General features: G+C 39.1%; 23 protein-coding genes and 1 tRNA gene. 20 read left to right on the top strand and 4 right to left on the bottom strand.

What is annotated here, in order from left to right:
* Nucleotides 1–83: 83 nt before the first annotated feature.
* A complete protein-coding gene (dnaG, locus tag ACSVH6_RS08355) occupies nt 84–2,075 on the top strand; it encodes a DNA primase (RefSeq protein ID WP_438077397.1) in 1,992 nt (663 codons plus the stop codon).
* A gap of 30 nt (nt 2,076–2,105) precedes the next feature.
* Here the strand turns inward: dnaG and ACSVH6_RS08350 are convergent, their stop codons facing one another.
* Together ACSVH6_RS08350 and nadE are read right to left on the bottom strand one after the other, a co-directional pair.
* Nucleotides 2,106–2,735: a response regulator transcription factor gene (locus ACSVH6_RS08350; protein ID WP_295337852.1), complete on the bottom strand. Its 630-nt coding sequence runs from the start codon at nt 2,733–2,735 to the stop codon at nt 2,106–2,108.
* A gap of 72 nt (nt 2,736–2,807) precedes the next feature.
* A complete protein-coding gene (gene nadE, locus ACSVH6_RS08345) occupies nt 2,808–3,614 on the bottom strand; it encodes an NAD(+) synthase (RefSeq protein WP_438077395.1) in 807 nt (268 codons plus the stop codon).
* 130 nt (nt 3,615–3,744) lie between these two features.
* On the opposite strand from nadE, the gene gldB reads away from it, so the two are divergent.
* Nucleotides 3,745–4,674 carry a gliding motility lipoprotein GldB gene (gene gldB / locus ACSVH6_RS08340; RefSeq protein ID WP_438077393.1) on the top strand — a complete coding sequence of 310 codons (930 nt, stop codon included), beginning with the start codon at nt 3,745–3,747 and terminating at the stop codon, nt 4,672–4,674.
* The gene (gene gldC / locus ACSVH6_RS08335; protein ID WP_438077391.1) at nt 4,667–5,002 is read left to right on the top strand and encodes a gliding motility protein GldC; all 336 of its coding nucleotides are present in this window, start codon (nt 4,667–4,669) and stop codon (nt 5,000–5,002) included. Before gldB ends, gldC begins: the two co-directional genes overlap by 8 nt.
* A 26-nt stretch (nt 5,003–5,028) precedes the next feature.
* On the opposite strand, the gene yihA is transcribed toward gldC, so the two are convergent.
* A complete protein-coding gene (yihA, locus tag ACSVH6_RS08330; RefSeq protein ID WP_438077389.1) occupies nt 5,029–5,646 on the bottom strand; it encodes a ribosome biogenesis GTP-binding protein YihA/YsxC in 618 nt (205 codons plus the stop codon).
* A 39-nt stretch (nt 5,647–5,685) separates the two neighbouring features.
* Nucleotides 5,686–6,450 (bottom strand): alpha/beta fold hydrolase, encoded by a 765-nt coding sequence (locus ACSVH6_RS08325; RefSeq protein WP_438077387.1) that lies wholly within the window; start codon nt 6,448–6,450, stop codon nt 5,686–5,688.
* Between the two features lie 388 nt (nt 6,451–6,838).
* Here ACSVH6_RS08325 and mraZ point away from each other — a divergent pair, with 388 nt between their 5' ends.
* The 17 genes from mraZ to ACSVH6_RS08240 all read left to right on the top strand — a co-directional run bounded on the left by mraZ (nt 6,839) and on the right by ACSVH6_RS08240 (nt 23,912).
* Complete coding sequence (mraZ, locus tag ACSVH6_RS08320) at nt 6,839–7,312, top strand: division/cell wall cluster transcriptional repressor MraZ (RefSeq protein WP_438077385.1); 474 nt, start codon at nt 6,839–6,841, stop codon at nt 7,310–7,312.
* A complete protein-coding gene (rsmH, locus tag ACSVH6_RS08315) occupies nt 7,287–8,195 on the top strand; it encodes a 16S rRNA (cytosine(1402)-N(4))-methyltransferase RsmH (RefSeq protein WP_438077383.1) in 909 nt (302 codons plus the stop codon). Before mraZ ends, rsmH begins: the two co-directional genes overlap by 26 nt.
* Nucleotides 8,196–8,200: 5 nt before the next feature.
* Complete coding sequence (locus tag ACSVH6_RS08310) at nt 8,201–8,548, top strand: FtsL-like putative cell division protein (protein WP_438077381.1); 348 nt, start codon at nt 8,201–8,203, stop codon at nt 8,546–8,548.
* Nucleotides 8,539–10,548 (top strand): penicillin-binding protein, encoded by a 2,010-nt coding sequence (locus tag ACSVH6_RS08305; protein WP_438077379.1) that lies wholly within the window; start codon nt 8,539–8,541, stop codon nt 10,546–10,548. Before ACSVH6_RS08310 ends, ACSVH6_RS08305 begins: the two co-directional genes overlap by 10 nt.
* The gene (locus ACSVH6_RS08300; RefSeq protein WP_438077377.1) at nt 10,545–12,008 is read left to right on the top strand and encodes a UDP-N-acetylmuramoyl-L-alanyl-D-glutamate--2,6-diaminopimelate ligase; all 1,464 of its coding nucleotides are present in this window, start codon (nt 10,545–10,547) and stop codon (nt 12,006–12,008) included. Before ACSVH6_RS08305 ends, ACSVH6_RS08300 begins: the two co-directional genes overlap by 4 nt.
* A gap of 3 nt (nt 12,009–12,011) precedes the next feature.
* The gene (gene mraY / locus ACSVH6_RS08295) at nt 12,012–13,238 is read left to right on the top strand and encodes a phospho-N-acetylmuramoyl-pentapeptide-transferase (protein WP_438077375.1); all 1,227 of its coding nucleotides are present in this window, start codon (nt 12,012–12,014) and stop codon (nt 13,236–13,238) included.
* Nucleotides 13,238–14,572, top strand: a complete 1,335-nt coding sequence (murD, locus tag ACSVH6_RS08290; protein WP_438077373.1) for a UDP-N-acetylmuramoyl-L-alanine--D-glutamate ligase — start codon at nt 13,238–13,240, stop codon at nt 14,570–14,572. The genes mraY and murD overlap by 1 nt, the downstream gene beginning before the upstream one ends.
* Nucleotides 14,573–14,644: 72 nt before the next feature.
* The gene (locus ACSVH6_RS08285; RefSeq protein ID WP_438077371.1) at nt 14,645–15,955 is read left to right on the top strand and encodes an FtsW/RodA/SpoVE family cell cycle protein; all 1,311 of its coding nucleotides are present in this window, start codon (nt 14,645–14,647) and stop codon (nt 15,953–15,955) included.
* A 1-nt stretch (nt 15,956) separates the two neighbouring features.
* A complete protein-coding gene (murG, locus tag ACSVH6_RS08280) occupies nt 15,957–17,048 on the top strand; it encodes an undecaprenyldiphospho-muramoylpentapeptide beta-N-acetylglucosaminyltransferase (protein WP_438077369.1) in 1,092 nt (363 codons plus the stop codon).
* A gap of 1 nt (nt 17,049) precedes the next feature.
* Nucleotides 17,050–18,390: a UDP-N-acetylmuramate--L-alanine ligase gene (gene murC, locus ACSVH6_RS08275; RefSeq protein WP_438077368.1), complete on the top strand. Its 1,341-nt coding sequence runs from the start codon at nt 17,050–17,052 to the stop codon at nt 18,388–18,390.
* Nucleotides 18,387–19,109: a cell division protein FtsQ/DivIB gene (locus ACSVH6_RS08270; RefSeq protein ID WP_438077366.1), complete on the top strand. Its 723-nt coding sequence runs from the start codon at nt 18,387–18,389 to the stop codon at nt 19,107–19,109. The genes murC and ACSVH6_RS08270 overlap by 4 nt, the downstream gene beginning before the upstream one ends.
* A 6-nt stretch (nt 19,110–19,115) precedes the next feature.
* Nucleotides 19,116–20,507: a cell division protein FtsA gene (gene ftsA / locus ACSVH6_RS08265; protein ID WP_438077364.1), complete on the top strand. Its 1,392-nt coding sequence runs from the start codon at nt 19,116–19,118 to the stop codon at nt 20,505–20,507.
* A 48-nt stretch (nt 20,508–20,555) separates the two neighbouring features.
* A complete protein-coding gene (ftsZ, locus tag ACSVH6_RS08260) occupies nt 20,556–22,508 on the top strand; it encodes a cell division protein FtsZ (RefSeq protein WP_438077362.1) in 1,953 nt (650 codons plus the stop codon).
* Nucleotides 22,509–22,730: 222 nt separating this feature from the next.
* Nucleotides 22,731–23,180: a GatB/YqeY domain-containing protein gene (locus tag ACSVH6_RS08255; protein WP_438077360.1), complete on the top strand. Its 450-nt coding sequence runs from the start codon at nt 22,731–22,733 to the stop codon at nt 23,178–23,180.
* Between the two features lie 98 nt (nt 23,181–23,278).
* Entirely contained in the window at nt 23,279–23,527 is a 249-nt protein-coding gene (locus ACSVH6_RS08250) for a GIY-YIG nuclease family protein (protein WP_438077358.1), read from the top strand.
* 61 nt (nt 23,528–23,588) lie between these two features.
* The gene (locus tag ACSVH6_RS08245; RefSeq protein WP_438077358.1) at nt 23,589–23,837 is read left to right on the top strand and encodes a GIY-YIG nuclease family protein; all 249 of its coding nucleotides are present in this window, start codon (nt 23,589–23,591) and stop codon (nt 23,835–23,837) included.
* Between the two features lies 1 nt (nt 23,838).
* Nucleotides 23,839–23,912 (top strand) — tRNA-Arg (locus ACSVH6_RS08240).
* Nucleotides 23,913–24,033: the final 121 nt, after the last annotated feature.

The raw sequence follows: 24,033 nt of genomic DNA, 5'->3' as shown, positions 1-24,033 counted from the left end.
AGATGTTTCAGTAATGAAGCATCTTTTTTTGTGTGTTAATTTGTGTAAATTTACCCTCTTCAATTTAAATCGTTCCAGTTATTTTGATTAGTCGCGAAACCATAGATAAAGTATTTGAAACGGCCCGTGTGGAGGAAGTCATTGGTGATTTCGTTCAGCTTAAACGCGCCGGCAGCAACTTCAAGGGATTGAGTCCGTTTTCGGATGAACGCTCCCCGTCTTTCATGGTGTCACCGGTTAAACAGATTTGGAAGGATTTCAGCTCGGGAAAAGGAGGTAGTGTCGTGACTTTCTTGATGGAACACGAACATTTTACCTATCCTGAAGCCATTCGGTATTTGGCAAATAAGTATAACATCGAAATTGAAGAAACTGAGGTTTCTCAAGAAGATAAAATGGAAGCCAATGAAAAAGAAAGTATGTATTTGGTTTCTGAATTTGCCAAAAACTATTTCCATGAAACACTTTTAAATACGGAGGAAGGTAAAGCCATTGGCCTAACTTATTTTAAAGAAAGAGGCTTTACAAATGAAACCATTGCCAAATTTGGTTTAGGCTACTCGCCTGAATCTTGGGATGCGTTTACTAAAGAAGCACTGTCTAAAGGATATCAACTACAGTTTTTAGAAAAAGTAGGGCTGACCATTACCAGAGAAGATGGCAAGCATTTTGACCGCTTTAAAGGCAGAGTCATGTTTCCAATTCAAAGTTTGTCCGGACGAAATTTAGGTTTTGGCGGTAGGATTTTGACCAATGATAAAAAGGCTGCTAAATACCTCAATTCACCTGAAAGCGATATTTATCACAAGAGCAAAGTGCTTTACGGTATTTTTCATGCCAAACAAGCCATTGCTAAACAAAACAATTGTTATTTGGTAGAAGGTTACACTGATGTGATACAAATGCATCAGGCTGGAATCGAGAACGTGGTAGCGTCTTCAGGAACGGCTTTGACTCCTGATCAAATAAGATTAATCAACCGTCTGACCAAAAATATTACGGTGCTTTTTGATGGTGATGCGGCAGGACTTAGGGCTTCCGTTCGAGGAATTGACTTGATTTTGGAAGAAGGAATGAATGTAAAAGTATGTACCTTTCCCGATGGTGACGATCCGGATAGCTTTGCCCGAAAAACATCGTATGAGGACTTGGTGCACTATTTGGAAAACAATGCCAAAGATTTTATTCAGTTCAAGGCTTCGCTTTTGATGGATGAAGCACAAAATGACCCCATAAAGAAAGCCGATTTGATTCGGGATATGGTGGTGAGTATTTCAAAAATTCCGGATCGAATCAAAAGGGAAATCTATATCCAAGAGACAGCCCGTATCATGGATATCTCTGAACAAGTGCTGCTAAATACTTTGGCACAATTGGTTCAGAAAGATATTGCTGAGGCAGGAAAGAAGCTTAAGACCGAACAAAAGGCTTTTGAAGTGGTTAAGCATGATGTTGAGGTTTCAAGAGAAAAATTAGATATACTGTCCAATCTGGAAATCAGCATTATCAATATGTTGATTTTGTATGGGAATTTGGAAACTGATTTTGAAAACATCTATATCAATTTTGATGAAGAAGGCAATGAAGTAGAAGTTAAAGAAAAAATAAAATGTAAAATTTCGGAACGCATTTTTTTGAGTCTTCAAGAAGATGAAATCAGTTTTACAAATCCATTATTTCAGGAAATTTATAACGATTTGATTCGTAATTATGTCAACAATTCCAGTTTTGATATAGTAACTTATATGAATACTTTAGAAGAGGCTCATGCAAGTTTTATTTCAAATTTAATAATGGAAAATGAGCGCTATACATTAGCCGGATGGTTAGAGAAAAAGCAGGTTTTTGTTAAAGAAAAAGATTCCGAAGAAGTGCTTACTAATTTAGTTACGGAAACTTTGATTTCTTTGCGCGAATATCTCATCAATAAGGTAATCATGGATTTAATGCAGAGTTATACAACGGGTGAGGGGGAAAATGATTTAGAGGAGCTTAAAGCCATCATAAATGATTATAACAAACTCAAGGTGAATTTGACCAATAAAATAGGAAGAATACGGTCTACTTATTTATAAAAAAAACCCGCGATTAGCGGGTTTTTAATTTTAAACGATTTCTAATGTTTTAGCTTTGTTAACTAAGTCCACCAAGTTGGTTACATTTAGCTTCGTTAAAAGACGAAGTTTATACGTACTGATGGTTTTCTCGTTAAGCGCTAAAATCTTGGCGATTTCGTTGTTTTTCTTGCCGTCACTTAAGAAACGTAACACCTCAATCTCTCTGTTCGAAAGTTTTCGATATAGACGCTCTGATTTGTTCTGTTTGGCAATTAATGCTAGGTTTCTCTTGATTTCTTCATTCAGGATAATTTGTCCTTGATGTACTTTGACAATGGTTATACCTAAATTCTCAAGCTTTGATGTCTTGTGAACATATCCTGCACAGCCTGCTTTGATAGCATTTGGAGCGTAAATGTGTTCAGACAAACTACTAAAAACGATAACTTTAGTTTTTGGAAAATTTCTGATGATTGACTTGATTTCATAAATACTCTTTAATCCCTCAAGCTCTAAATCGATGATTAAGACGTCAATTTCTTTGTTTCTTAACGCATCGGGAACCATAAAAAAATTTCCTACGTTGGATACGATACTTATTTCAGGATGGTCCTTGAAGTAAGCTTTCATTCCAAAGTGTACAACTGGAAAGTTATCAGCAATACATACATTTATCATAATTGTGGTATTTGATAAAAAATTAATAGAAATTTACTGTAAAGTTAAATAATTATATTGTAAAAAAGTTAATTATTTCATGTTTTTTGGGATTAAACATACAGGAATCGGATTCATTTTATGCTGATTTATAGTGTTTAACTTGCTGAAAATCGCATAAACTTCTTTTTCTCTATCTGTAAAATCTTCTCTTTTTTTGTTGTTTTCGGACTCTATCATAGCCCATTCCAATTCATCATAACTGGCTCCGATTTGTTCTTCATCTGTTCTCGAATCTCCGAACAAACCATCTGTTGGTGCAGCGTTTTGTATAGATTCGGGAATTTCCAAATGTGCTCCTAAGGCATAGACATCACTTTTCATCAAATCGGCAATTGGACTCAAGTCCACACCACCATCACCATATTTGGTAAAAAAGCCAACTCCAAAGTCTTCCACCTTGTTTCCTGTTCCGGCTACCAGCAATCCGTGTATGCCGGCAAAGTAATATAATGTGCTCATTCTCAAACGAGCTCTGGTGTTGGCCAAGGCTAAGTCCAACTTTGTATTATCATCACTTCCGGGCACAACTGTTTTAAAAGTTTCAAAGACCGTTGTCAAATCTGCTTCCATACTTTTTACATTCGGGAAACGTTTTTTCAATTGCTCTATGTGTTCCCTTCCTCTGCTTATCTGTTTCTCGTCCTGATGTATTGGCATTTCAACACATAAAGTGGTCAAGCCTGTCTGTGCACACAACGACGAAGTCACTGCAGAGTCTACACCTCCTGAGATTCCCACCACAAATCCATTTACTTTGGCTTTTGTCGCATAATCCTTCAACCATGTAACAATATACGTGTTAACTTTCCCTACCTCAATTTTACTTTTTTTAGACATTTCTTATGAAATTTTTTAAAACCTGCAATGTATATTTGCAAATGTAAAAAAATCGAAATCTTTTTAAATTCATTTCTGTCTTATAAATTCCTTAAAAATGAGAAAACACATTTTGGCTCTACTCTTGCTTTTGGCTTTGGTTTCTTGTGATAAAAAATCAAAAGTAGAAAAAGCTGTGGAAGCCATTCCGGTTGAATTAAAAGTAGATCGTTTTGATCAAGCTTTTTTTGAAAGTAGCCCTAATGATTTGATGAGGTTAAAAGCTGAATATCCTTTTTTTTTCCCTGAAGGTACCCCAGATGCTATTTGGATAGAAAAAATGCAAAACAAAGATTGGAGAGATTTATATGCAGCGGTGCAAAAAAAATATCCTGATTTTAATAAACAAACTACTGAAATCGAAGATTTATTTAAGCATTTCAAATATTATTTTCCAGATACGGTTATGCCCAAAATTTATACCGTTATTGCTGAAATGGATTATAATAGTAAAGCAATTTATGCCAATGATAAATTGATTATTGCTTTGGAATTGTATCTTGGCAAAGACAGTAAATTTTATACGTTTCCAGCCTATTTAAAACAGAATTTTGAGGAAAGACAAATGATGCCTGATATTGTTTCAAGTTATGCGATTAGAAAAATTCCCCCGCCAAAGGACAATACTTTATTGTCTAATATGGTTTATTATGGGAAGGAGTTGTATATGAAAGATTTGATGTTGCCCGATTATACAGATTCTGAAAAAATTGGTTATAAGCCTGAGCAGATAACTTGGTGCCAAGAGAATGAAAGCTATATTTGGCGTTTTTTTATTGAAGAGAACCTTCTTTTTGATTCTGATTCGAGATTGCCAAACCGATTCATCAATCCAGCGCCGTTTTCAAAATTTTACCTTGAAATTGACAACGAATCCCCGGGAAGGGTTGGGCAATGGATTGGCTGGCAGATTGTACGCTCGTTTATGGAAAATAACGAAGTCAGTATGCAGGATATGCTGAAAATGGATGCTAAACAACTATTTGAAAAATCAAAATACAAACCCAAAAAGAATGAATAATAAAATCACCTCAGAGATAAAATTCCTTGTCGAGCTGGATGAAAACCGGATACCCGAGAAACTATCTTGGACTGCACAAGATGGAGGAGTTGAGCAAGAAGAAGCTAAAGCCATGATGCTTTCCATTTGGGACAGCAAAGTGCAGGAAACCCTTCGAATTGATTTGTGGACCAAAGATATGCCTGTAGATGAAATGAAGTTGTTCTTTCATCAAACTTTGGTTGCCATGGCCGATACTTTTCAACGAGCTACCGCCGACGAGAAAATGGCTGATACTATGAAAGATTTCTGTGATTATTTTGCGGAAAAATTAGAATTGAGAAAATAAAAAAGGCGGTCAGATGACCGCCTTTTTTATAGAGTATTGCCTTTAAACATTTCATCATTTACGTCGTCTATGAATGACAGTACTTGATCTCTTCCTGTAGATTCTAAAGACGATGTAACAAAGTGCTGTGGCATTTCTTCCCAATTGTTCGCCAAAAGTGCTTTGCGGTAAGCGGCAATATGGGAGTCAATTTTGGTTTTGCTGACTTTGTCGGCTTTAGTGAAAATAATACAAAACGGCACCTCAATTTCCCCCAAATAATTAATGAATTCCAAGTCGATTTTTTGGGCTTCCAAACGAATATCTATTAAAACAAAGGCGCAAACCAATTGCTCTCTCTTTTCAAAATAATCAGTAATGAATTTCTGAAATACTTCTTTGGTTTTCTTAGAAACCCGGGCGTAACCATAGCCTGGTAAATCTACCAGAAACCAATTAGAGTTGATTTTAAAATGATTAATCAATTGGGTTTTTCCCGGCTTTCCTGAGGTTTTTGCCAAATTTTTATGGTTCGTCAACATGTTGATTAAAGATGATTTTCCCACGTTGGAACGTCCAATAAACGCATATTCCGGTAGAGGATCCTTCGGACATTTGCTTACATCAGAATTGCTGATGATGAATTCGGCAGAATTAATTTTCATGTTTGGTAAAAATAAAAAAGTCCAAAGAGGACTTTTGTTTTATAAATGAACTTCTTTTAACCACTCGTGTAGCAAACGATTGAATTCGTCAGGATGTTCCATCATAGCGGCATGACCACATTTGTCAATCCAATATAAAGAAGAATTGGGCATCAATTTGTGAAACTCTTCTGCAACATCCGGTGGTGTTACTTGGTCGTTTTTGCCCCAAATGATACAGGTTTTCACATGCATTTTTGGTAAATCTTTGGCCATGTTGTGACGAATGGCACTTTTCGCAATGGTCAAGGTTTTGATTACTTTAATCCGGTCATTTACCACCGAAAACACTTCGTCAACAATTTCTTTTGTAGCTACTTTTGGGTCGTAAAAAACAGCTTCCGCTTTCTTTCTGATGTATTCATAATCTCCTCGTTTCGGGTAACTATCCCCCATTGCACTTTCGTAAAGTCCAGAACTTCCGGTAATTACCAATCCGGCTACTTTTTCGGGATACATTTTTGAATGGTATAAAGCGATGTGACCTCCGAGTGAATTGCCAAGTAGAATTACCCGATCAAATCCTTTGAAAGTAATAAAGTCTTTCACATAACGGGCAAAGGCTTTTACATTGGTTTTTAAAATACTTTGACTGTAAATAGGAAGCTCAGGTATTACCACTTTGTATCCTTTTTCAGAAAAATAATTGGCAACGCCACCAAAGTTGCTTAATCCCCCCATCAATCCGTGCAAAACAACAATTGGGGTGCCTTCACCGGCTTCAAAATAAGAATACCTACCTTCTTTTTTAAAATTTCCTTTCATATGATTTTCGACTTTTACATCGTGAGCAAATATATGATTTTATAGCTAAAAACCTTTTGATGGCCAGAATATTTACTGCCAAAATCGACAATTTCATCAACAATTTTATAAATGAACCCGTCATTTTTTTTCAAATTATTTTGGAGAAGCTGCATTTTGATGCTGTTTATTTTTCGCATTAAAAAGTCTTAAAAACAACTTTTTATAAAGTTTATTCACAGTCTTCTTTGTTTTCTTAAAAAATCGTTAAAGAAAGCAATAAACTGATATTGTTCAGTTTTCTAAATAAATGGTAATGAAGTGGTAAAACTTATCAACAAAGTGGTAATTAGTGGTAATTAGTGGTAAATATTTTTATATTTTTGCTGATAATCAAAATAAATTACAGTTGAACTCCATAATCGGGACATACGAATGCAAAGTTGATGCCAAGGGAAGGCTAATGATTCCTTCGGCTTTAAAGAAGCAACTGGCTAATTCTCTTCAAGATGGTTTCGTCTTGAAGCGATCGGTGTTTCAGCCTTGTTTGGAGTTGTATCCTATGGTTGAGTGGAATTTGATGATGGAAAAAATCAATAAACTCAATCGTTTTGTGAAGAAAAATAACGACTTCATTCGTCGCTTTACCGCTGGTGTAAAAGTGTTGGAAGTGGATGATTTGGGTCGTTTGTTAATCCCTAAAGATTTAGTGGTTTTTGGTAAAATTTCCAAAGATATTGTGCTGTCTTCGGCAGTAAACATAGTGGAGATTTGGGACAAAGATCTGTATGAAAAATCTATTGCCGGGGAGGATATTGATTTTGCCGATTTGGCTGAAGATGTGATGGGAAATATTAATGACGATGACAATGGAATATCATAATCCCGTTTTGCTGAAAGAAACTGTTGATGGATTGAATATCAAGCCTGATGGAGTTTATGTAGATGTGACTTTTGGTGGAGGAGGTCATTCAAAAGAAATTTTAAGTCGTTTAGGGCCTAATGGAAGGTTGTTTGGGTTTGATCAAGACGAAGATGCTTGGGCAAACTCGCTACCGGATGAGAGATTTACGCTTATTCAGGAGAATTTTAGGTATATCAAACGGTTTTTGAGATTTCACGGTGTGAAAAGCGTAGATGGGATTTTGGCTGATTTGGGTGTTTCATCTCACCAGTTTGATGTTCCTGAAAGAGGTTTTTCTACCCGCTTCGATGCGGATTTGGATATGCGGATGAGTAAAAAAAATGAACTTGATGCTTACAAAGTGATTAATGAATATGATGATGCCAATTTGCGTAGGGTGTTTTTGGACTACGGAGAATTGAAAGCAGCACCAGCACTGGCAAGAACCATTATTGAAGCAAGAGAAAAAAAAGCCATTAAAACTACTGATGAGCTGAAAATAGTATTGACCAAATTTTTGCCGGAACAATTTAAGAATAAAATTTTGGCACAAATCTATCAAGCGGTTAGAATAGAAGTCAATCAAGAAATGGAAGTGCTCAAAGAATTTTTAGAACAGTCTCTTGAAATATTGAAGCCGGAAGGAAGGTTAAGTGTTATTTCATATCACTCCTTAGAAGACCGATTAGTAAAGCGTTTTATGAAAAATGGTCTTTTTGAAGGAGAGCCGGAACGCGATTTTTATGGAAATTTTTCAGTTCCGTTTAAATTAGTTGGTAAACTGATTGTGCCAACTGATGCTGAAATCAAAGAAAATAACAGAGCTCGCAGCGCCAAATTGAGAATCGCAGAAAAAATATAATTGAAATGAAAAAAGGAGTTTACAGCATATTGAAAGCCCGCTTTTTAGTCAATGAAGATGCAACAAAGAACTGGCGGTTTATTGTGTTCTGTATTTTTTTAGCCATACTGATGATTGCTTATGGACATAATTACGACCAAAAAGTTTACCGTATAGCAGAGTTGACCAACGAAGTAAAAGAGTTGCGTTCTGAGTTTGTTGATAAGCGTTCCGAATTAATGAAATTAAAGATGGAATCGACTGTTTCAGAGGAAATGGTTGAGCGAAAAATTTTCCCTTCGTCGGTTCCGCCCCAAAAAATAAAAGTTAGTAAACCCACAGAAAAAAGTTTCTTTCAAAAATTATGGCAGTAGAGGACAAACATATCTCTTACCGAATTTATTTAGTTGCTTTTGCAATCTTTCTGATGGCTATAGCAATTACTTTTAAACTCTCCAAGATACAGTGGGTTGAAGGTAATTATTATAGAAAATTGGCCAAAGAAAGAACTGTGAAAAACTTTGTTATTCCAGCCAATAAAGGAAATATTTATTCCTCCGATGGTAGTCTGTTGGCTACTTCTATTCCAAATTATAACATTCGTTTTGATGCGGTGGCACCCAAAGGAGATTCCTTTGATAACAATGTTAGAGGTTTGTCTGATTCGTTGTCAAAAATGTTTGGTAAAGGCTCCGATTATTATAATACTCGTTTGCGAATGGCACGTGCCAACAAAAGTCGATACATGTTTATCGCTCGCGATTTGAGCTACACAGAGTACATGCGAATCAAATCTTTTCCGTTGTTCAACTTAGGGCCCAATAAAGGAGGGATGATTACAGAGCAGGAAACGGTGCGTAAATACCCGATTGGAAAAATTGCATTGCGAACCATTGGTTATGACAAGGTAAATGATGACGGAAAACGGGATGGTAAAGGTATTGAATGGTCATTTCGAAGTTATCTGAACGGAAAAGACGGCAAAGTATTAAAGCAGAAAATAGCCAAAGGACAATGGAAACCTATTCGCGATGTGAACGAAGTTGATCCTCAAGATGGTTATGATGTAATTTCAACTATTGATGTTTACATTCAGGACATTGCCCATCATTCATTGTTGAAACAATTAGAAGAATACAAGGCAGAGCACGGCTGCGTAGTGGTAATGGAAACTAAAACCGGAAAAATTAAAGCAATTTCCAATTTGGGAAAATTAAATCCCTCTGATTCCACTTACTTCGAAACGACCAACTATGCAGTAGCCGAAGCTCATGAACCAGGTTCTACTTTTAAATTGATTGACTTAATCGCACTGCTTGATGATCATAAAATAGATACCAGTGCCGTTTTTGACAGTCATGGAGGTGTTATTGAATATCGTGGCAAAAAGGTGCGTGATTCCCACGAAGGGGGCTACGGCAGAATTTCACTGGCGCGCGGTTTTGAAGTTTCTTCCAATACCGTAATGGTTCAGGCGGTTTATGAAAATTATAAAAACAACCCGCAAGAGTTTGTGGACCGAATTAATCGAATGGGGTTGAATAAACCACTTGGATTGCCTTTTCAAGGAGAAGGCAGACCCTACATTCCTCAACCGAATGACAAGCATTGGAGCGCTATTTCATTACCATGGATGGCATTTGGCTACGGAGTGGCGGTTACTCCGTTGCAAACGTTAACTCTTTACAATGCCGTTGCCAATAATGGCGAGATGGTAAAACCACAATTTGTTTCCGAGATTAAAGAATGGAACAAAACCATCAAAAAATACGATAAGCAAGTCATCAATCCAAAAATCTGTTCTGACGAAACGATTAAAAAATTAAAGGCTGTAATGCAAAATGTGGTGAAACGCGGAACCGGTTCCAAACTGTATTCCAAAGATTTTTCAATGGCAGGGAAAACAGGAACAGCTCAGGCCAATTATGCCAAAAACAGAGGTACGGAGAAGCATTATATCTCTTCTTTCGTAGGATTCTTTCCTGTTGAAAATCCAAAATATTCCTGTATAGTAGTGGTGCACAAACCCAATACTTCCGGAAATAATTATTATGGAGCCGATGTGGCTGGGCCGGTTTTCAAACGCATTGCGCAAAAGATTTTTACCGATGCTCCTTCCACCAATACCATCAAAAACCTAAACCGCAAAGTAAACAAGCAGGAAATAGCCTATAACGATTACAATGTAAAGTTTCAGACGGATGCCAAAGTTATTCCCAATTTAAAAGGGATGAGCGGTATGGATGCCGTAGCGCTTTTGGAAAATTTAAAAATGAAAGTCAAAGTCATTGGCATCGGGAAAGTGAAAAAACAATCCATTCCCGCCGGTCAAGCTTTAGATAAAAATAAAACCATCATACTCGAATTATCGTGATTATTTTAAAAGACATATTGTACAAAGTTGCTATCGAGGCTGTAAAGGGCTCGACTGAAATGGCAATTAACAAAATCGAGTTCGATTCCCGAAAAGTCGCCGAGAATGATGTTTTTGTGGCAATACGCGGAACCGTTTCCAATGGGCATGACTTTGTTGAAAAAGCCATTAATCAGGGAGCGGTAGCTATTGTTTGTGATACGTTACCACAAATCATTGTGACGGGTGTCACCTATATTCAGGTAAAAGACACCAATTCCGCTTTGGCTTGTTTGGCTTCCAATTTCTATGGGAATCCGTCACAAAATTTAAAATTAGTTGGGATTACCGGTACCAACGGTAAAACGACCATTGCATCGCTTTTGTACCAATTATTCAAAAAAGCGGGCTATAAAGTAGGCTTGCTTTCTACCGTGAAAATTTTGGTGGATGATGTTGAATACAAGGCCACACATACCACTCCCGATTCGTTGACCATCAATTATTATTTGGCTGAAATGAGTGAAGTGGGCGTAGAGTACTGCTTTATGGAAGTGAGTTCCCATGGTATTCATCAAAAACGTACGGAAGGCCTTCATTTTGCCGGAGGTGTTTTTACCAATTTGTCCCACGATCATTTGGATTACCATCCCACATTTGCCGAATACCGCGATGTGAAGAAATCGTTTTTTGACCATTTGCCCAAATCGGCTTTTGCTTTGACCAATATTGACGATAAAAATGGTTTGGTGATGCTGCAAAATACAGCGGCTCGAAAACTAACCTATGCCTTAAAATCCTATGCTGATTATAAAGCACAAATACTCGAAAACCAATTGTCGGGGTTATTGTTAAAAATCAACGAACATGAAGTATGGGTGCGATTGATAGGGACTTTTAATGCCTACAATTTATTGGCAATTTATGGTGCCGCAGTAGAGTTAGGTTTGGATAAATTGGAAGTGTTGCGATTGCTTTCAGAATTGGAGAGTGTTTCAGGCCGATTTCAATTCATTGTATCTGATCAAAAAATCACCGCTATTGTAGATTATGCTCATACGCCTGATGCATTGGAAAACGTGATAAAAACCATCAATGATATCCGCACCAATAATGAGCAATTAATTACTGTAGTGGGTTGTGGTGGCGACAGAGATAAAACCAAAAGACCGATTATGGCAAATATTGCTTCGTCAATGAGTAACAAAGTTATCATCACTTCGGACAACCCGAGAAGCGAAGACCCTATCGATATTATTGCTGATATGGAAAAAGGAGTTGAGCTACAAAATCAGAGAAAAACACTTTCAATTGTTGACCGAAAGCAAGCCATTAAAACGGCCTGTCAGTTGGCCGGACCAAACGATATTATTCTCATAGCCGGAAAAGGTCATGAAACCTATCAGGAAATTCAAGGCGTTCGCCACGATTTTGATGATATGCAAATTGTAAAAGAATTTTTAGAACAACTAAATAAATAACCTATGCTATATTATTTATTTGAATACCTCGACAAAACCATGGATGTGCCCGGAACGGGCGTGTTCCAATACATCACCTTTCGTTCAGCTTTAGCGTTGATTCTTTCGCTGATGATTTCGACTATTTACGGTAAAAAAATCATCAACTTTTTGAGAAATCAGCAAGTAGGAGAAACTGTCAGAGAGCTGGGATTGGAAGGGCAGACTCAAAAAGCAGGAACACCAACCATGGGGGGATTAATCATTATCATCTCCACGCTGATTCCGGTTTTGTTGTTGACCAAGTTGAATAATATCTACATCATTCTTTTGATAGTGACTACACTTTGGATGGGTACTATTGGTTTTGTTGACGACTACATCAAAATTTTCAAAAAAGACAAACAAGGATTGAAAGGTATTTTTAAGGTAATTGGTCAGGTGGGCTTGGGTTTGATAGTGGGTTCTGTGTTGTATTTCCACCCGGGAGTTACCGTTAGAGAAAGATCTAATACGCCAATAACGTTCAATCGTACTGAAAATGTAATCAGTGAAATGCCGGCCGAAACCAAATCGACGGTAACCACTATTCCATTTATGAAAAACAACGAATTGGATTATGCCAAAATCATTGAATGGGCTGGAGATGGATATGAAAACTGGGCTTGGTTGGTATTCATTCCGATTGTGATTTTTATCATCACAGCAGTTTCTAACGGAGCTAACCTTACCGATGGAATTGATGGCTTGGCAGCCGGTACTTCGGCTATTTCAGTATTGGCACTCGGAATTTTTGCTTTCGTTTCGGGGAACGTGATTTTGTCAAGCTATTTGAACATCATGTACATTCCGAATTCGGGAGAAATGACCGTTTTCATCTCGGCATTCGTAGGCGCTTTAATCGGGTTTCTTTGGTACAATTCCTATCCGGCCTCTGTTTTTATGGGCGATACCGGAAGTTTAACCATTGGCGGCATCATCGCAGTATTAGCCATTTCGGTTCGTAAGGAAATGTTGTTGCCGGTATTGTGTGCCATCTTCTTTGCCGAAAACTTATCCGTGATTTTACAGGTTTCTTATTTCAAATACACCAAAAAACGCTTTGGCGAAGGGCGCCGCATTTTCCTGATGTCGCCTTTGCACCACCATTACCAAAAGAAAGGCTATCACGAGAGTAAAATTGTAACCCGCTTTTGGATTGTAGCCATCTTGCTGGCTATCGTTTCCATAGTGACTTTAAAATTGAGATAATGCAAAGGTTAGTAGTGCTTGGCGGAGGAGAAAGTGGCGTGGGTACCGCCATTTTGGGACAACAAAAAGGATATGATGTTTTCGTATCTGATTTTGGAAAAATAAAAGATAAATACAAAGACGTTCTTACGAAATACAATATTCCATGGGAAGATGAGCAACATACAGAAGCGTTAATTCTCAATGCAGATGTGGTGATGAAAAGCCCCGGGATTCCGGACAAGACTCCTTTGGTAAAGAAGCTGACGGAAAAAGAAATTCCGATAATCTCGGAAATAGAGTTTGCCAAACCTTTTACCAAAGCCAAGACTATCGGAATCACAGGAAGTAACGGTAAAACGACTACGACCATGCTGACCTATCACTTGCTGAAAGAAGGAGGTTTGAATGTAGGATTGGGAGGAAACATCGGGAAGAGTTTTGCCTGGCAGGTAGCCGAAGAAAACTACGACTATTATGTGTTGGAATTGAGCAGTTTTCAATTGGATGGTATCATCGAGTATAAACCGGAAATCGCCATCCTGACCAACATCAGTCCTGATCATTTGGATCGATACGAATACAAATATGAAAATTATATAGAGTCAAAATTCAGAATAACCATGAACCAAACCGAAGACGATTTCTTCATCTATGACGCCGATGACGAAGCGATTTCAAACTGGTTGAAACACAACAAAACAAGAGCTAAACTAATTCCGTTTTCACTAACCAAAACATTTGAAAATGGAGCCTTTATAAAAAACGAGACTATGGATATCATCATCAACAACGAAGAATTTGAAATGAAAACGGCAGACATTTCATTGGAAGGAAAACACAACATGAAAAACGCTATGGCGGCTACTTCGGTGGCTCAGCTGATGAAAATCAGAAAACAAACCATACGCGAAAGTTTATCCAATTTTCAGGGTGTAGAACATCGTTTGGAAAAAGTACTCAAAATACAAAACGTACAATACATCAATGACAGTAAGGCCACTAACGTTAACGCAACGTTCTTTGCTTTAGACAGCATGACAGTGCCAACTGTGTGGATTGTGGGTGGTGTGGACAAAGGAAATGATTATGCCGAATTAATGCCGTTAGTTCGCGAAAAAGTGAAAGCGATTATATGTTTGGGACTGGATAATAAAAAAATCATCGATGCGTTCAGCGATGTGGTGGATATGATGGTGGAAGTAGATAACATGCGTGATGCGGTTAATACAGCCAAACACTTGGCTGAAAAAGGAGATGCGGTATTGTTGTCTCCGGCTTGTGCCAGTTTTGATTTGTTTCAAAATTATGAAGACAGAGGAAAACAGTTTAAAGCGGCAGTGCAAAATTTGTAAAATTTAGAAGATGCGTTTGAGATTTGTGAATTGTCTAAATCTTCAATCGAAAATCCTTAACCTTAATAAAAAATGAAAGAACTAATTCACAGTTTAAAAGGAGATAAAGTCATCTGGGCATTTGTAGCCCTGTTGGCGTTGTTTTCGTTTATGCCTGTGTTTAGTGCGAGCAGTAACTTGGCCTACATGCGTCACGGTTCGGGCAATGCGTTAACCTATTTGCTCAAACATGCCGCCCAGGTTTCGGTTGGCTTTTTTATTTTATACAAAGTCCACAAAATTCCGTATCACTATTTCAGAACCATTTCACGGTTTTTGTTGCCGGTGGTTTGGCTGTTGTTGGTTTATACCTTGCTCAAAGGTACGATTATCGAAGGAGCCAATGCCAGCCGTTGGATCCAGATTCCGTTTATCGGGATTACGTTTCAAACGTCTACTTTGGCCTCGATAGTATTGTATGTTTTTGTAGCCCGGTATTTATCCAAAACCCGCGAAACTCCGGTTACCTTTCAGTCTTCTTTATGGGAATTGTGGCTGCCGGTTTTCGTTACGCTAATCTTGATTTTGCCGGCAAACTTATCTACCGCGGCCTTGATTTTCGCCATGGTGGTCATGTTAGCATTCATTGGGAAGTATCCCATCAAATACATCGGGATTATTCTCGGTGCCGGGATTTTGGGGTTGGTGTTTTTCATCTTGGTAGCTAAAGCGTTTCCGGGCGCTTTCCCTAATCGTGTGGACACTTGGATTGCCCGTATTGACAATTTTACCAGCAATAAGCCTGATGAAGATGATTACCAAATTGAAAAGGCCAAAATTGCTATAGCATCCGGAGGCGTTTACGGTTTAGGTCCGGGAAAAAGTGTGCAGAAAAACTTTTTGCCGCAATCGTCTTCCGATTTCATTTATGCCATTATTGTTGAAGAATATGGTCTTTTTGGCGGATTAGTAATATTGGGAATGTACCTGTTGCTGATGTTTCGATTTGTAGTGGCTGCTCATAAAGCCAATTCGCTTTTTGGAAAGCTCGTGGTCGTCGGACTCGGTTTTCCCATCATTTTTCAGGCGATGACAAATATGGCCGTGGCCGTAGAGCTATTGCCGGTTACGGGACAAACATTGCCATTGATAAGTTCGGGAGGAAGTTCAATTTGGATGACCTGTATTGCTTTGGGAATTATCTTGAGCGTGACCAAAAAAGAAGAGGAAATTGCCGAAGAACTTGCGGATAAACAAAAACGAGAAGATGCTTTACAACGCATGATTGACAAACAATTACAAGAAGAAGAGGCGGCAGAACAAGCAGCATTACAAGCTGAATTGGAAAATTATTCGATTGAAGATAAAGCCAATCCGATGGAGCCTGTGTTGAAAAAAAATTAAGATGAGAAAACTAAAATTCATATTAAGCGGAGGCGGAACGGGAGGACATATCTACCCGGCAGTGGCGATTGCCAACGAATTAAAATCGCGTTTTCCCGATGCTGAATTTCTTTTTGTGGGGGCCAAAGATAAAATGGAAATGCAAAAAGTACCGCAAGCGGGTTATCCGATTAAAGGACTTTGGATTGCCGGTTTGCAACGAAAATTAACCTTGCAAAATGCCATGTTTCCCTTCAAATTAATGAGTAGTTTGTGGAATTCTCGCCAAATTATAAAAAGTTTCAAGCCTGATGTGGTGATTGGTACAGGAGGTTTTGCCAGTGGTCCATTGTTGCAGGTGGCAAACAGTTTGAACATTCCGACGGTGATTCAGGAACAAAATTCCTATCCCGGTATAACCAATAAACTGTTGAGTAAAAAAGCCAATGCCATTTGTGTGGCCTATGAAAATTTGGAGCGCTTTTTTCCGGCAGCTAAAATCGTGATTACCGGTAATCCGGTTCGGCAGGATTTGCTGGAAATTGATTCCAAACGAAATGAAGCTCAGGCCCATTTCAAATTGGATCCGAATAAAAAAACACTTTTGGTGCTCGGCGGAAGCTTGGGGGCCAGAAGAATCAATCAATTAATTGCTAAAGAAATTGATGTGATAACAGCGCTAGGCATTCAGGTTATTTGGCAGTGTGGGAAGTTATATTTAGACGAATACCAACATTTTTCCGAAAAAGAAAATGTACAAGTATTGGCTTTTATTGATCGGATGGATTTGGTGTATGCCGCTGCCGATGTAGTGATTTCACGTGCCGGAGCTTCTTCGGTTTCGGAATTGTGCTTGGTGGGGAAACCGGTAATCTTTATTCCGTCGCCCAATGTGGCTGAAGACCATCAAACCAAAAACGCAAAAGCCATCGTTGACAAGAAGGGGGCTATTTTGATTAAAGAAAGCGAATTGGATACAGCGTTTGCTACAACATTTTCAAATTTGATTTCGGATGAAAATTTGCAAAATGAATTGAGCCAGAACATCAAAAAGTTGGCGAAACCCAACGCCACAAAGGACATCGTACAAGAAGTTATAAAACTGATAAAATAAAGTGAACTTAAACCAAATACATAACGTCTATTTCATCGGTATCGGAGGCATTGGAATGAGTGCTTTGGCACGTTATTTCCAAAACATCGGTAAAAATGTTTCTGGGTATGACAAGACGCCGACCATGTTGACGGATGAATTGATAGCGGCCGGGATGAACATTCACTTTGAAGACAATATCAATTTAATTCCGGCGGATTATTATACCGAAAACACTTTGGTCATCATTACACCGGCTGTTCCGATTTCACATTCAGAATGGAATTATTTTTTAGAAAGAGATTATGTAGTTAAAAAACGAGCCGAAGTACTGGGAATTATTACAAAAGACACCTTTTGTTTTGCTGTTGCCGGGACGCACGGAAAGACAACAACTTCCAGTATATTGGGACATATTCTTTGTGATAGCGGGGCTGATGTTACGGCTTTTGTGGGCGGAATAGTAGAGAATTATCATTCCAACCTAATCGGAAAAGGAAAAGCCATCTCCGTTGTGGAAGCCGATGAGTTTGATCGCTCGTTTTTGCATTTGTATCCGGACATTGCGTGTGTAACTTCAATGGATGCAGATCATTTGGATATTTATGGTGACAAATCGGCAATAGAAGATTCATTTCGCGAATTTGCCGATAAAGTAGAAAATAAAAACAATCTGTTTGTTCCGACAGGTCTGCCTCTGGAGGGAATGACAACTGGAATTAACCAAGAAGCAACCTATAAGGCTTTCAATATTCGAATTGAAAACGGTTATTATGTTTTTGATGTGCAAACCCCATCAGAAGTCATGCTCAATCTGCAATTCGGTTTGCCGGGAAGACACAATTTAATGAATGCCCTGATGGCTTTAGCGATGGCTAAAACTTATGGTACCCCAACCGAGTCCATTGCTAAAGCCCTGGCATCATTTAAAGGAATTCAACGCCGGTTTTCCTATCAGATCAAGTCGGAGGACTTGGTTTACATAGACGATTATGCCCATCACCCAACCGAAATCAATGCAGTACACCAAGCGGTACGCGAGTTGTATCCCGGGGAAAAAGTATTGGCGATTTTTCAGCCGCATTTGTTCAGCAGAACCAAAGATTTTGCGGATGATTTTGCCAAAAGTTTATCACAATTTGACGAAATTTTGTTGCTCGATATTTATCCGGCGAGAGAATTGCCTATGGAAGGAATTACGTCAACTTGGTTGCTTTCCAAAATCGAAAATCCACATAAAAAATTGATTTCCAAAGCGGATTTAATACCGACAATTTTGGCAAATGAGGCTAAAATAATTGTCACCATAGGAGCAGGCGATATAGGAGAAATGGTTCCGAAAATAAAACAGGCTTTATCATGAAAATTTTGACATGGACAAACATCAGATTGGTACTAATGATTGCATTGGTCATCTTCCTGTATTCGTTCGCTTCCTTTCGAAATGAGCATCGTAAAATCAAAAAAACGGAGGTGATTTTTGTGGGAGAAAACAAGCTTTTTTTAAAGGCTGAAACGGTTAATAAATTGTTAATAGAAAAAAATAGGGACCTAAAAACTTTAAATAAAGTTGATTTAGATTTGAATAAATTGGAAAAGTCCGTCAACCAACAAGACATGATCCAAAAAGCAGATGTTTTTGTCAGTGTTGATGGGGTTCTGAAAGCGGTGGTGCAACAAAAAACACCCATTGGAAGAGTGTTTGATGAGACGGGTTCTTTTTATATTGATAGTGAGGGGAATAGTATGCCGTTGTCGGAGAATTATACGGCCAGAGTTCCGCTAATATCGGGAGAAATTAATGTGGTAAAAAAGGAAAAATTGTCCGAAGTGTTGAGGACGATTGACAGAGATGAGTTTTTGAAAAAGAACATCATCGGGGTACAGGTTTTGCCTAACGGCAGTCTGATGATGGCCAACAGAAATTATGATTACCGGATTGATTTCGGACGAACTATTAACATTGACAGAAAATTTAAAAATTACAAAGCGTTTTTTCAGAAAGCTGTTTTAGACAGTACGCTGGATAAATACAGAGTAATCAACCTGAAGTTTACCAAGCAAGTGGTGTGCATAAAATAGAAGATTATGGAAAAAGAGAATATTGCCGTCGGATTAGACATTGGAACAACCAAGATTGTTGCCATGATTGGCAAGAAAAATGAGTATGGGAAATTAGAAATATTAGGCGTTGGTAAATCCAAAAGCTTGGGTGTGGCTCGTGGTGTGGTGAATAACATTACGCAAACCATCCAGTCCATTCAACAGGCAGTTCTTGAAGCGGAAAACAATTCAGGGTATAAAATTAATGATGTGGTGGTGGGCATAGCCGGTCAGCACATTCGCAGCATTCAGCATACGGATTATGTCATCAGGACCAATCCGGAAGAAGTAATCAGCGGCAAAGACATTCAGCTGTTGATTGATCAGGTGAATAAATTGGCGATGCTTCCGGGAGAAGAAATTATCCATGTGTTGCCACAGGAATTTAAAATTGACGGGCAGTCCGAAATCAAAGAGCCTATCGGAATGTATGGCGCTCGTTTAGAAGCGAGTTTTCACGTGGTAGTAGGACAGGCTTCTTCCATCAGAAACGTGGGAAGATGTATCCAAAGTTCAGGCATCGAGTTGTCAGGTTTGACCTTGGAGCCTTTGGCTTCAGCCGATGCAGTATTGAGTCAGGAAGAAAAAGAAGCCGGTGTGGCTTTGATTGATATCGGAGGAGGAACGACCGATTTGGCCATCTTCAAAGACGGTATCATTCGTCATACGGCTGTAGTGCCTTTTGGCGGAAACGTCATCACAGATGACATCAAAGAAGGGTGTTCGATTATCGAGAAACAAGCCGAATTGTTAAAAACAAAATTTGGTTCTGCCTGGCCGGGAGAAAATAAAGACAACGAAATCGTTTCGATTCCGGGCTTACGCGGAAGAGATCCGAAAGAGATATCGTTGAAGAATTTGTCTAAAATCATTCACGCGCGTGTTGTGGAGATTATTGAGCAGGTCTTTACCGAAATCAAAGCCTACGGTCACGAAGACCCGCGCAAAAAGTTAATTGCCGGGATTGTATTAACCGGTGGCGGTTCGCAATTGAAGCACATCAAGCAATTGGTGGAATACATCACAGGAATGGATACCCGTATCGGTTACCCCAACGAACATTTGGCGGGGAACTCCGGGGAAGAAATATCCAGCCCTTTATTTGCTACTGCCGTGGGATTGGTAATGAACAGTGTGGAAAACAATTCCAACAGTGCTTATAAAATAGAACTGAAAGAAGTGGTGGCCGAAGCGCCGAAACAAGTGGTTTTTCAGCCGGTAGTTGCAGAAGAAAAGCCGGTAGAAGAGGAAGTGTACAATGAAGTCGAGGTGCCGGAAAAGAAAAACGAATCCGACACTGCCGAAAGACAAATCAAGCGCTCCTTTTTTGACCGCTATGTCGACAAGATTAAAGATTTTTTAGATAACGCAGAATAAGCATAAACAGAATACAACAGAATAAAACCTAACAAACACCAAAATAGTATGATAAGCAACTCAGAATTTGGAAGCATCTCATTTGATTTACCAAAGAATCAATCAAATGTGATAAAAGTAATCGGAGTTGGTGGCGGAGGAAGTAACGCTATCAATCACATGTTCAAACAGGGCATAAAAGGAGTTGATTTTATAGTTTGTAATACAGACTCACAAGCACTTCAAAACAGTCCTGTGCCTAATAAAATTCAGTTAGGAGTAAATTTAACCGAAGGTTTAGGGGCAGGGGCTAACCCGGATGTAGGGCAGCAATCTGCTTTGGAAAGTGTGAGCGAAATTGAGCAAATGTTGGATACCAACACCAAGATGGTCTTCATCACCGCCGGTATGGGGGGTGGAACCGGAACGGGAGCGGCTCCTGTAATTGCACAATTGGCCAAAGAAAGAGACATTCTTACTGTGGGAATTGTAACCATTCCATTCCAATTTGAAGGAAAAGTGCGTTCAGACCAAGCGTTGTTAGGCGTTGAGAAGTTAAGAAAGCAAGTAGATTCTTTGATTGTAATCAATAACAATAAACTAAGAGAAGTGTACGGAAATCTTGGCTTTAAAGCCGGATTCTCAAAAGCGGATGAAGTGTTGGCTACTGCTTCGCGCGGTATTGCCGAAGTCATCACACACCACTACACTCAGAATATTGACTTGAAAGATGCTAAAACGGTGTTGTCTAACAGCGGTACGGCCATCATGGGTTCTGCTGTGGCTGTAGGGGATAACCGTGCTAAAGAAGCCATCATTTCAGCCTTAGACTCTCCGTTATTGAATGACAATAAAATCACCGGTGCCAAAAACGTATTGTTGCTTATCGTTTCGGGCTCGAATGAAATTACCATCGACGAGATTGGCGAAATCAATGACCACATCCAAACGGAAGCCGGTTACAACGCCAACATTATCATGGGGGTAGGTGAAGATGAATCGTTAGGGGAATCTATTGCGGTAACTATCATCGCCACAGGTTTTAATGTTGAACAACAAAACGGTATCGTAAATACAGAAGCTAAGAAAATCGTTCATGCTTTAGAAGACGATCAGAAACTGGTTCGCGATTTAACCCAAAAACCGGTAGAAGTTTTTCAAGCCATTGACACTCCGGTAACGGAAGTAAAAGAGGAAAAAATTGTATTCGAATTAATCGAAGAGGAGCCGGCTGCTGCTGTGACTTCTGTTATCGATGACAACGAATTGATTGCCATGAACCAATTCATCCGCAATTTGGATGTGACTTTTGAAATTGTATCGCCTATTAAGGATATCGATTTCAAAGTAACCACTCCCGAAGTACGCGAAATGAAAGTGGTGGAGCCTCAAAACATCGTAAAAGAAGAGGAACAAATCACCTTCACCTTTGATATGCCAACAACCGTAAACGAATTGACTTTCGAACCGGTGAAAGCAGAAGAAGACAGCAAGATTGTTTTCGACTTAACGGAAGAAACCCGTGCTATTGAAGTGAAACAGCCGGTACAGGTTGTTCCGATGACCGAATTGAATGAAAACGGCGTGATTCGTTACTCTTTGGAAGAATACATGGAATTGGAAAACGATTTGCTCAACTCTAAACCGGCTGCTAAAGTAGTAGAAGAGCCTATAGCCGAAGAGTTAAACATTACCATGAAGGCCCCGCTTGAAACAGAAAAGCCTCAGCCAACCGTAATGCATTTCGAAGACGTTTCTCCGGTAGAAATGACCATTGAGGAAACTTTGAAACACCGAGCAGACGAACGCAGAAGAAAATTAAAAGAGTTCAATTACAAGTTCCATAACAATCCGTCACGAATTGAAGAAATGGAAAAAGAACCTGCTTACAAACGCCTTGGTCTTGATCTGTCAAACAATACCGATACGAATACAAACTCAAGAATGTCTTTAGGAACCGACAGCAACGATGATGTACAGCTTCGTTCCAACAATTCATTCTTACACGATAATGTAGATTAAACTGCCATTTTTTTCTAATCGGATAACCCGAAAATTTCGTTGAGATTTTCGGGTTATTTTTTTTATCTTCGCAGGGCTTTTCAGAAGCTAACGGTCAGGGCTGTTTCAGTTGTCCGTTTTCCCGCTGTCCGCGCTACACGGTAGCATGCTCCCATCGGGGCTAGAAGCCAACCATCGCCCGGTCTGATGCTCTGAGAAGCCTAATATCTAATAATCTATTCTATGAGTTTAGAAACCCAAATCATGGACGAAATGAAAAACGCCATGAGAGCCAAAGATAGCGTTGCCTTAGAAGCTCTGAGAGCCATCAAGTCGGGGATTATCTTAGCCAAAACCGAAGCCGGTGCCAGCGATACCTTATCTTCTGATGAAGAAATCAAGCTATTGCAACGCTTGGTAAAACAACGAAAAGACAGTGCCACTATTTATACCGAACAAGGCAGAGCCGATTTGGCAGCGCCCGAATTAGCACAAGTTGCCGTAATCGAAAAGTTCCTTCCGGAGCAAATGTCAGAAGCTGAAGTGGAAACAGCAGTAGCGGCTATTATTGCCGAAGGTGGTTTCTCAGGCATGGCTGCTATGGGACAGGTAATGGGGAAAGCCTCTGCGGCCTTGGCCGGCAAAACCGACGGCAAAACCATTTCAACTGTCGTTAAAAAATTATTAGCTTAAAAGCAATCAGGATTCCTGAATCCTGAACACCAAATACTGGCTGCGTAGTTCAACTGGATACCTGCCTGCCGGCAGGCAGGGAATATCAGATTTAAGATATGACCTATTTTGTGTACATATTGAAAAGTGAAAAAGATGGCAGGCTCTACAAGGGGCATACATCAAATTTGGAGAAAAGAATAGAAGAACATAACTCTGGGAAGACAAAATCAACAAAAGGATATAGACCATGGAGGTTAGAATATTTTGAAAACTTTGAAACCAGAGAAGAGGCAATTAACAGAGAAAAATATTTTAAAACAGGAAGCGGTAGGGAATTTTTAAATAAACTACTTGTAAATAAATAATGGCTGCGTAGTTCAACTGGATACCTGCCTGCCGGCAGGCAGGGAATATCAGATTTAAGATATGACCTATTTTGTGTACATATTGAAAAGTGAAAAAGATGGCAGGCTCTACAAGGGGCATACATCAAATTTGGAGAAAAGAATAGAAGAACATAACTCTGGGAAGACAAAATCAACAAAAGGATATAGACCATGGAGGTTAGAATATTTTGAAAACTTTGAAACTAGAGAAGAGGCAATTAACAGAGAAAAATATTTTAAAACAGGAAGCGGTAGGGAATTTTTAAATAAACTACTTGTAAATAAATAATGGCTGCGTAGTTCAACTGGATAGAATATCAGATTTCGGCTCTGAGGGTTGGGGGTTCGAATCCCTTCGCGGTCACGAATAAATACAACAGTCGGGAAAATGTCCAAGCTTGCTTGAGCATTTTCCCGGCTGTTGTATTTTCAAAGCGGAGCTTTGAGGGAAGGACGAAGTCAATCCCAGATTTTCAAAGCGGAGC

This window comes from Flavobacterium sp. XGLA_31 (assembly GCF_051547105.1).
Classification (GTDB): Bacteria; Bacteroidota; Bacteroidia; order Flavobacteriales; family Flavobacteriaceae; genus Flavobacterium.
The sequence above is the reverse complement of the archived record's forward strand: the minus strand, read 5'-3'. Positions and strand labels throughout refer to the sequence as shown.

What these genes read in the sequence shown, in the direction of transcription:
- ACSVH6_RS08325 (WP_438077387.1), bottom strand. Translation starts at nt 6,450, where the DNA reads ATGAAAGGAAATTTTAAAAAAGAAGGTAGGTATTCTTATTTTGAAGCC.
- murG (WP_438077369.1), top strand. Translation starts at nt 15,957, where the DNA reads ATGAGAAAACTAAAATTCATATTAAGCGGAGGCGGAACGGGAGGACAT.
- gldC (WP_438077391.1), top strand. Translation starts at nt 4,667, where the DNA reads ATGAATAATAAAATCACCTCAGAGATAAAATTCCTTGTCGAGCTGGAT.
- ACSVH6_RS08305 (WP_438077379.1), top strand. Translation starts at nt 8,539, where the DNA reads ATGGCAGTAGAGGACAAACATATCTCTTACCGAATTTATTTAGTTGCT.
- murD (WP_438077373.1), top strand. Translation starts at nt 13,238, where the DNA reads ATGCAAAGGTTAGTAGTGCTTGGCGGAGGAGAAAGTGGCGTGGGTACC.
- ACSVH6_RS08255 (WP_438077360.1), top strand. Translation starts at nt 22,731, where the DNA reads ATGAGTTTAGAAACCCAAATCATGGACGAAATGAAAAACGCCATGAGA.
- ftsA (WP_438077364.1), top strand. Translation starts at nt 19,116, where the DNA reads ATGGAAAAAGAGAATATTGCCGTCGGATTAGACATTGGAACAACCAAG.
- ACSVH6_RS08310 (WP_438077381.1), top strand. Translation starts at nt 8,201, where the DNA reads ATGAAAAAAGGAGTTTACAGCATATTGAAAGCCCGCTTTTTAGTCAAT.
- ACSVH6_RS08285 (WP_438077371.1), top strand. Translation starts at nt 14,645, where the DNA reads ATGAAAGAACTAATTCACAGTTTAAAAGGAGATAAAGTCATCTGGGCA.
- ACSVH6_RS08245 (WP_438077358.1), top strand. Translation starts at nt 23,589, where the DNA reads ATGACCTATTTTGTGTACATATTGAAAAGTGAAAAAGATGGCAGGCTC.
- mraY (WP_438077375.1), top strand. Translation starts at nt 12,012, where the DNA reads ATGCTATATTATTTATTTGAATACCTCGACAAAACCATGGATGTGCCC.
- ftsZ (WP_438077362.1), top strand. Translation starts at nt 20,556, where the DNA reads ATGATAAGCAACTCAGAATTTGGAAGCATCTCATTTGATTTACCAAAG.
- nadE (WP_438077395.1), bottom strand. Translation starts at nt 3,614, where the DNA reads ATGTCTAAAAAAAGTAAAATTGAGGTAGGGAAAGTTAACACGTATATT.
- ACSVH6_RS08250 (WP_438077358.1), top strand. Translation starts at nt 23,279, where the DNA reads ATGACCTATTTTGTGTACATATTGAAAAGTGAAAAAGATGGCAGGCTC.
- ACSVH6_RS08350 (WP_295337852.1), bottom strand. Translation starts at nt 2,735, where the DNA reads ATGATAAATGTATGTATTGCTGATAACTTTCCAGTTGTACACTTTGGA.
- yihA (WP_438077389.1), bottom strand. Translation starts at nt 5,646, where the DNA reads ATGAAAATTAATTCTGCCGAATTCATCATCAGCAATTCTGATGTAAGC.
- rsmH (WP_438077383.1), top strand. Translation starts at nt 7,287, where the DNA reads ATGACGATGACAATGGAATATCATAATCCCGTTTTGCTGAAAGAAACT.
- ACSVH6_RS08270 (WP_438077366.1), top strand. Translation starts at nt 18,387, where the DNA reads ATGAAAATTTTGACATGGACAAACATCAGATTGGTACTAATGATTGCA.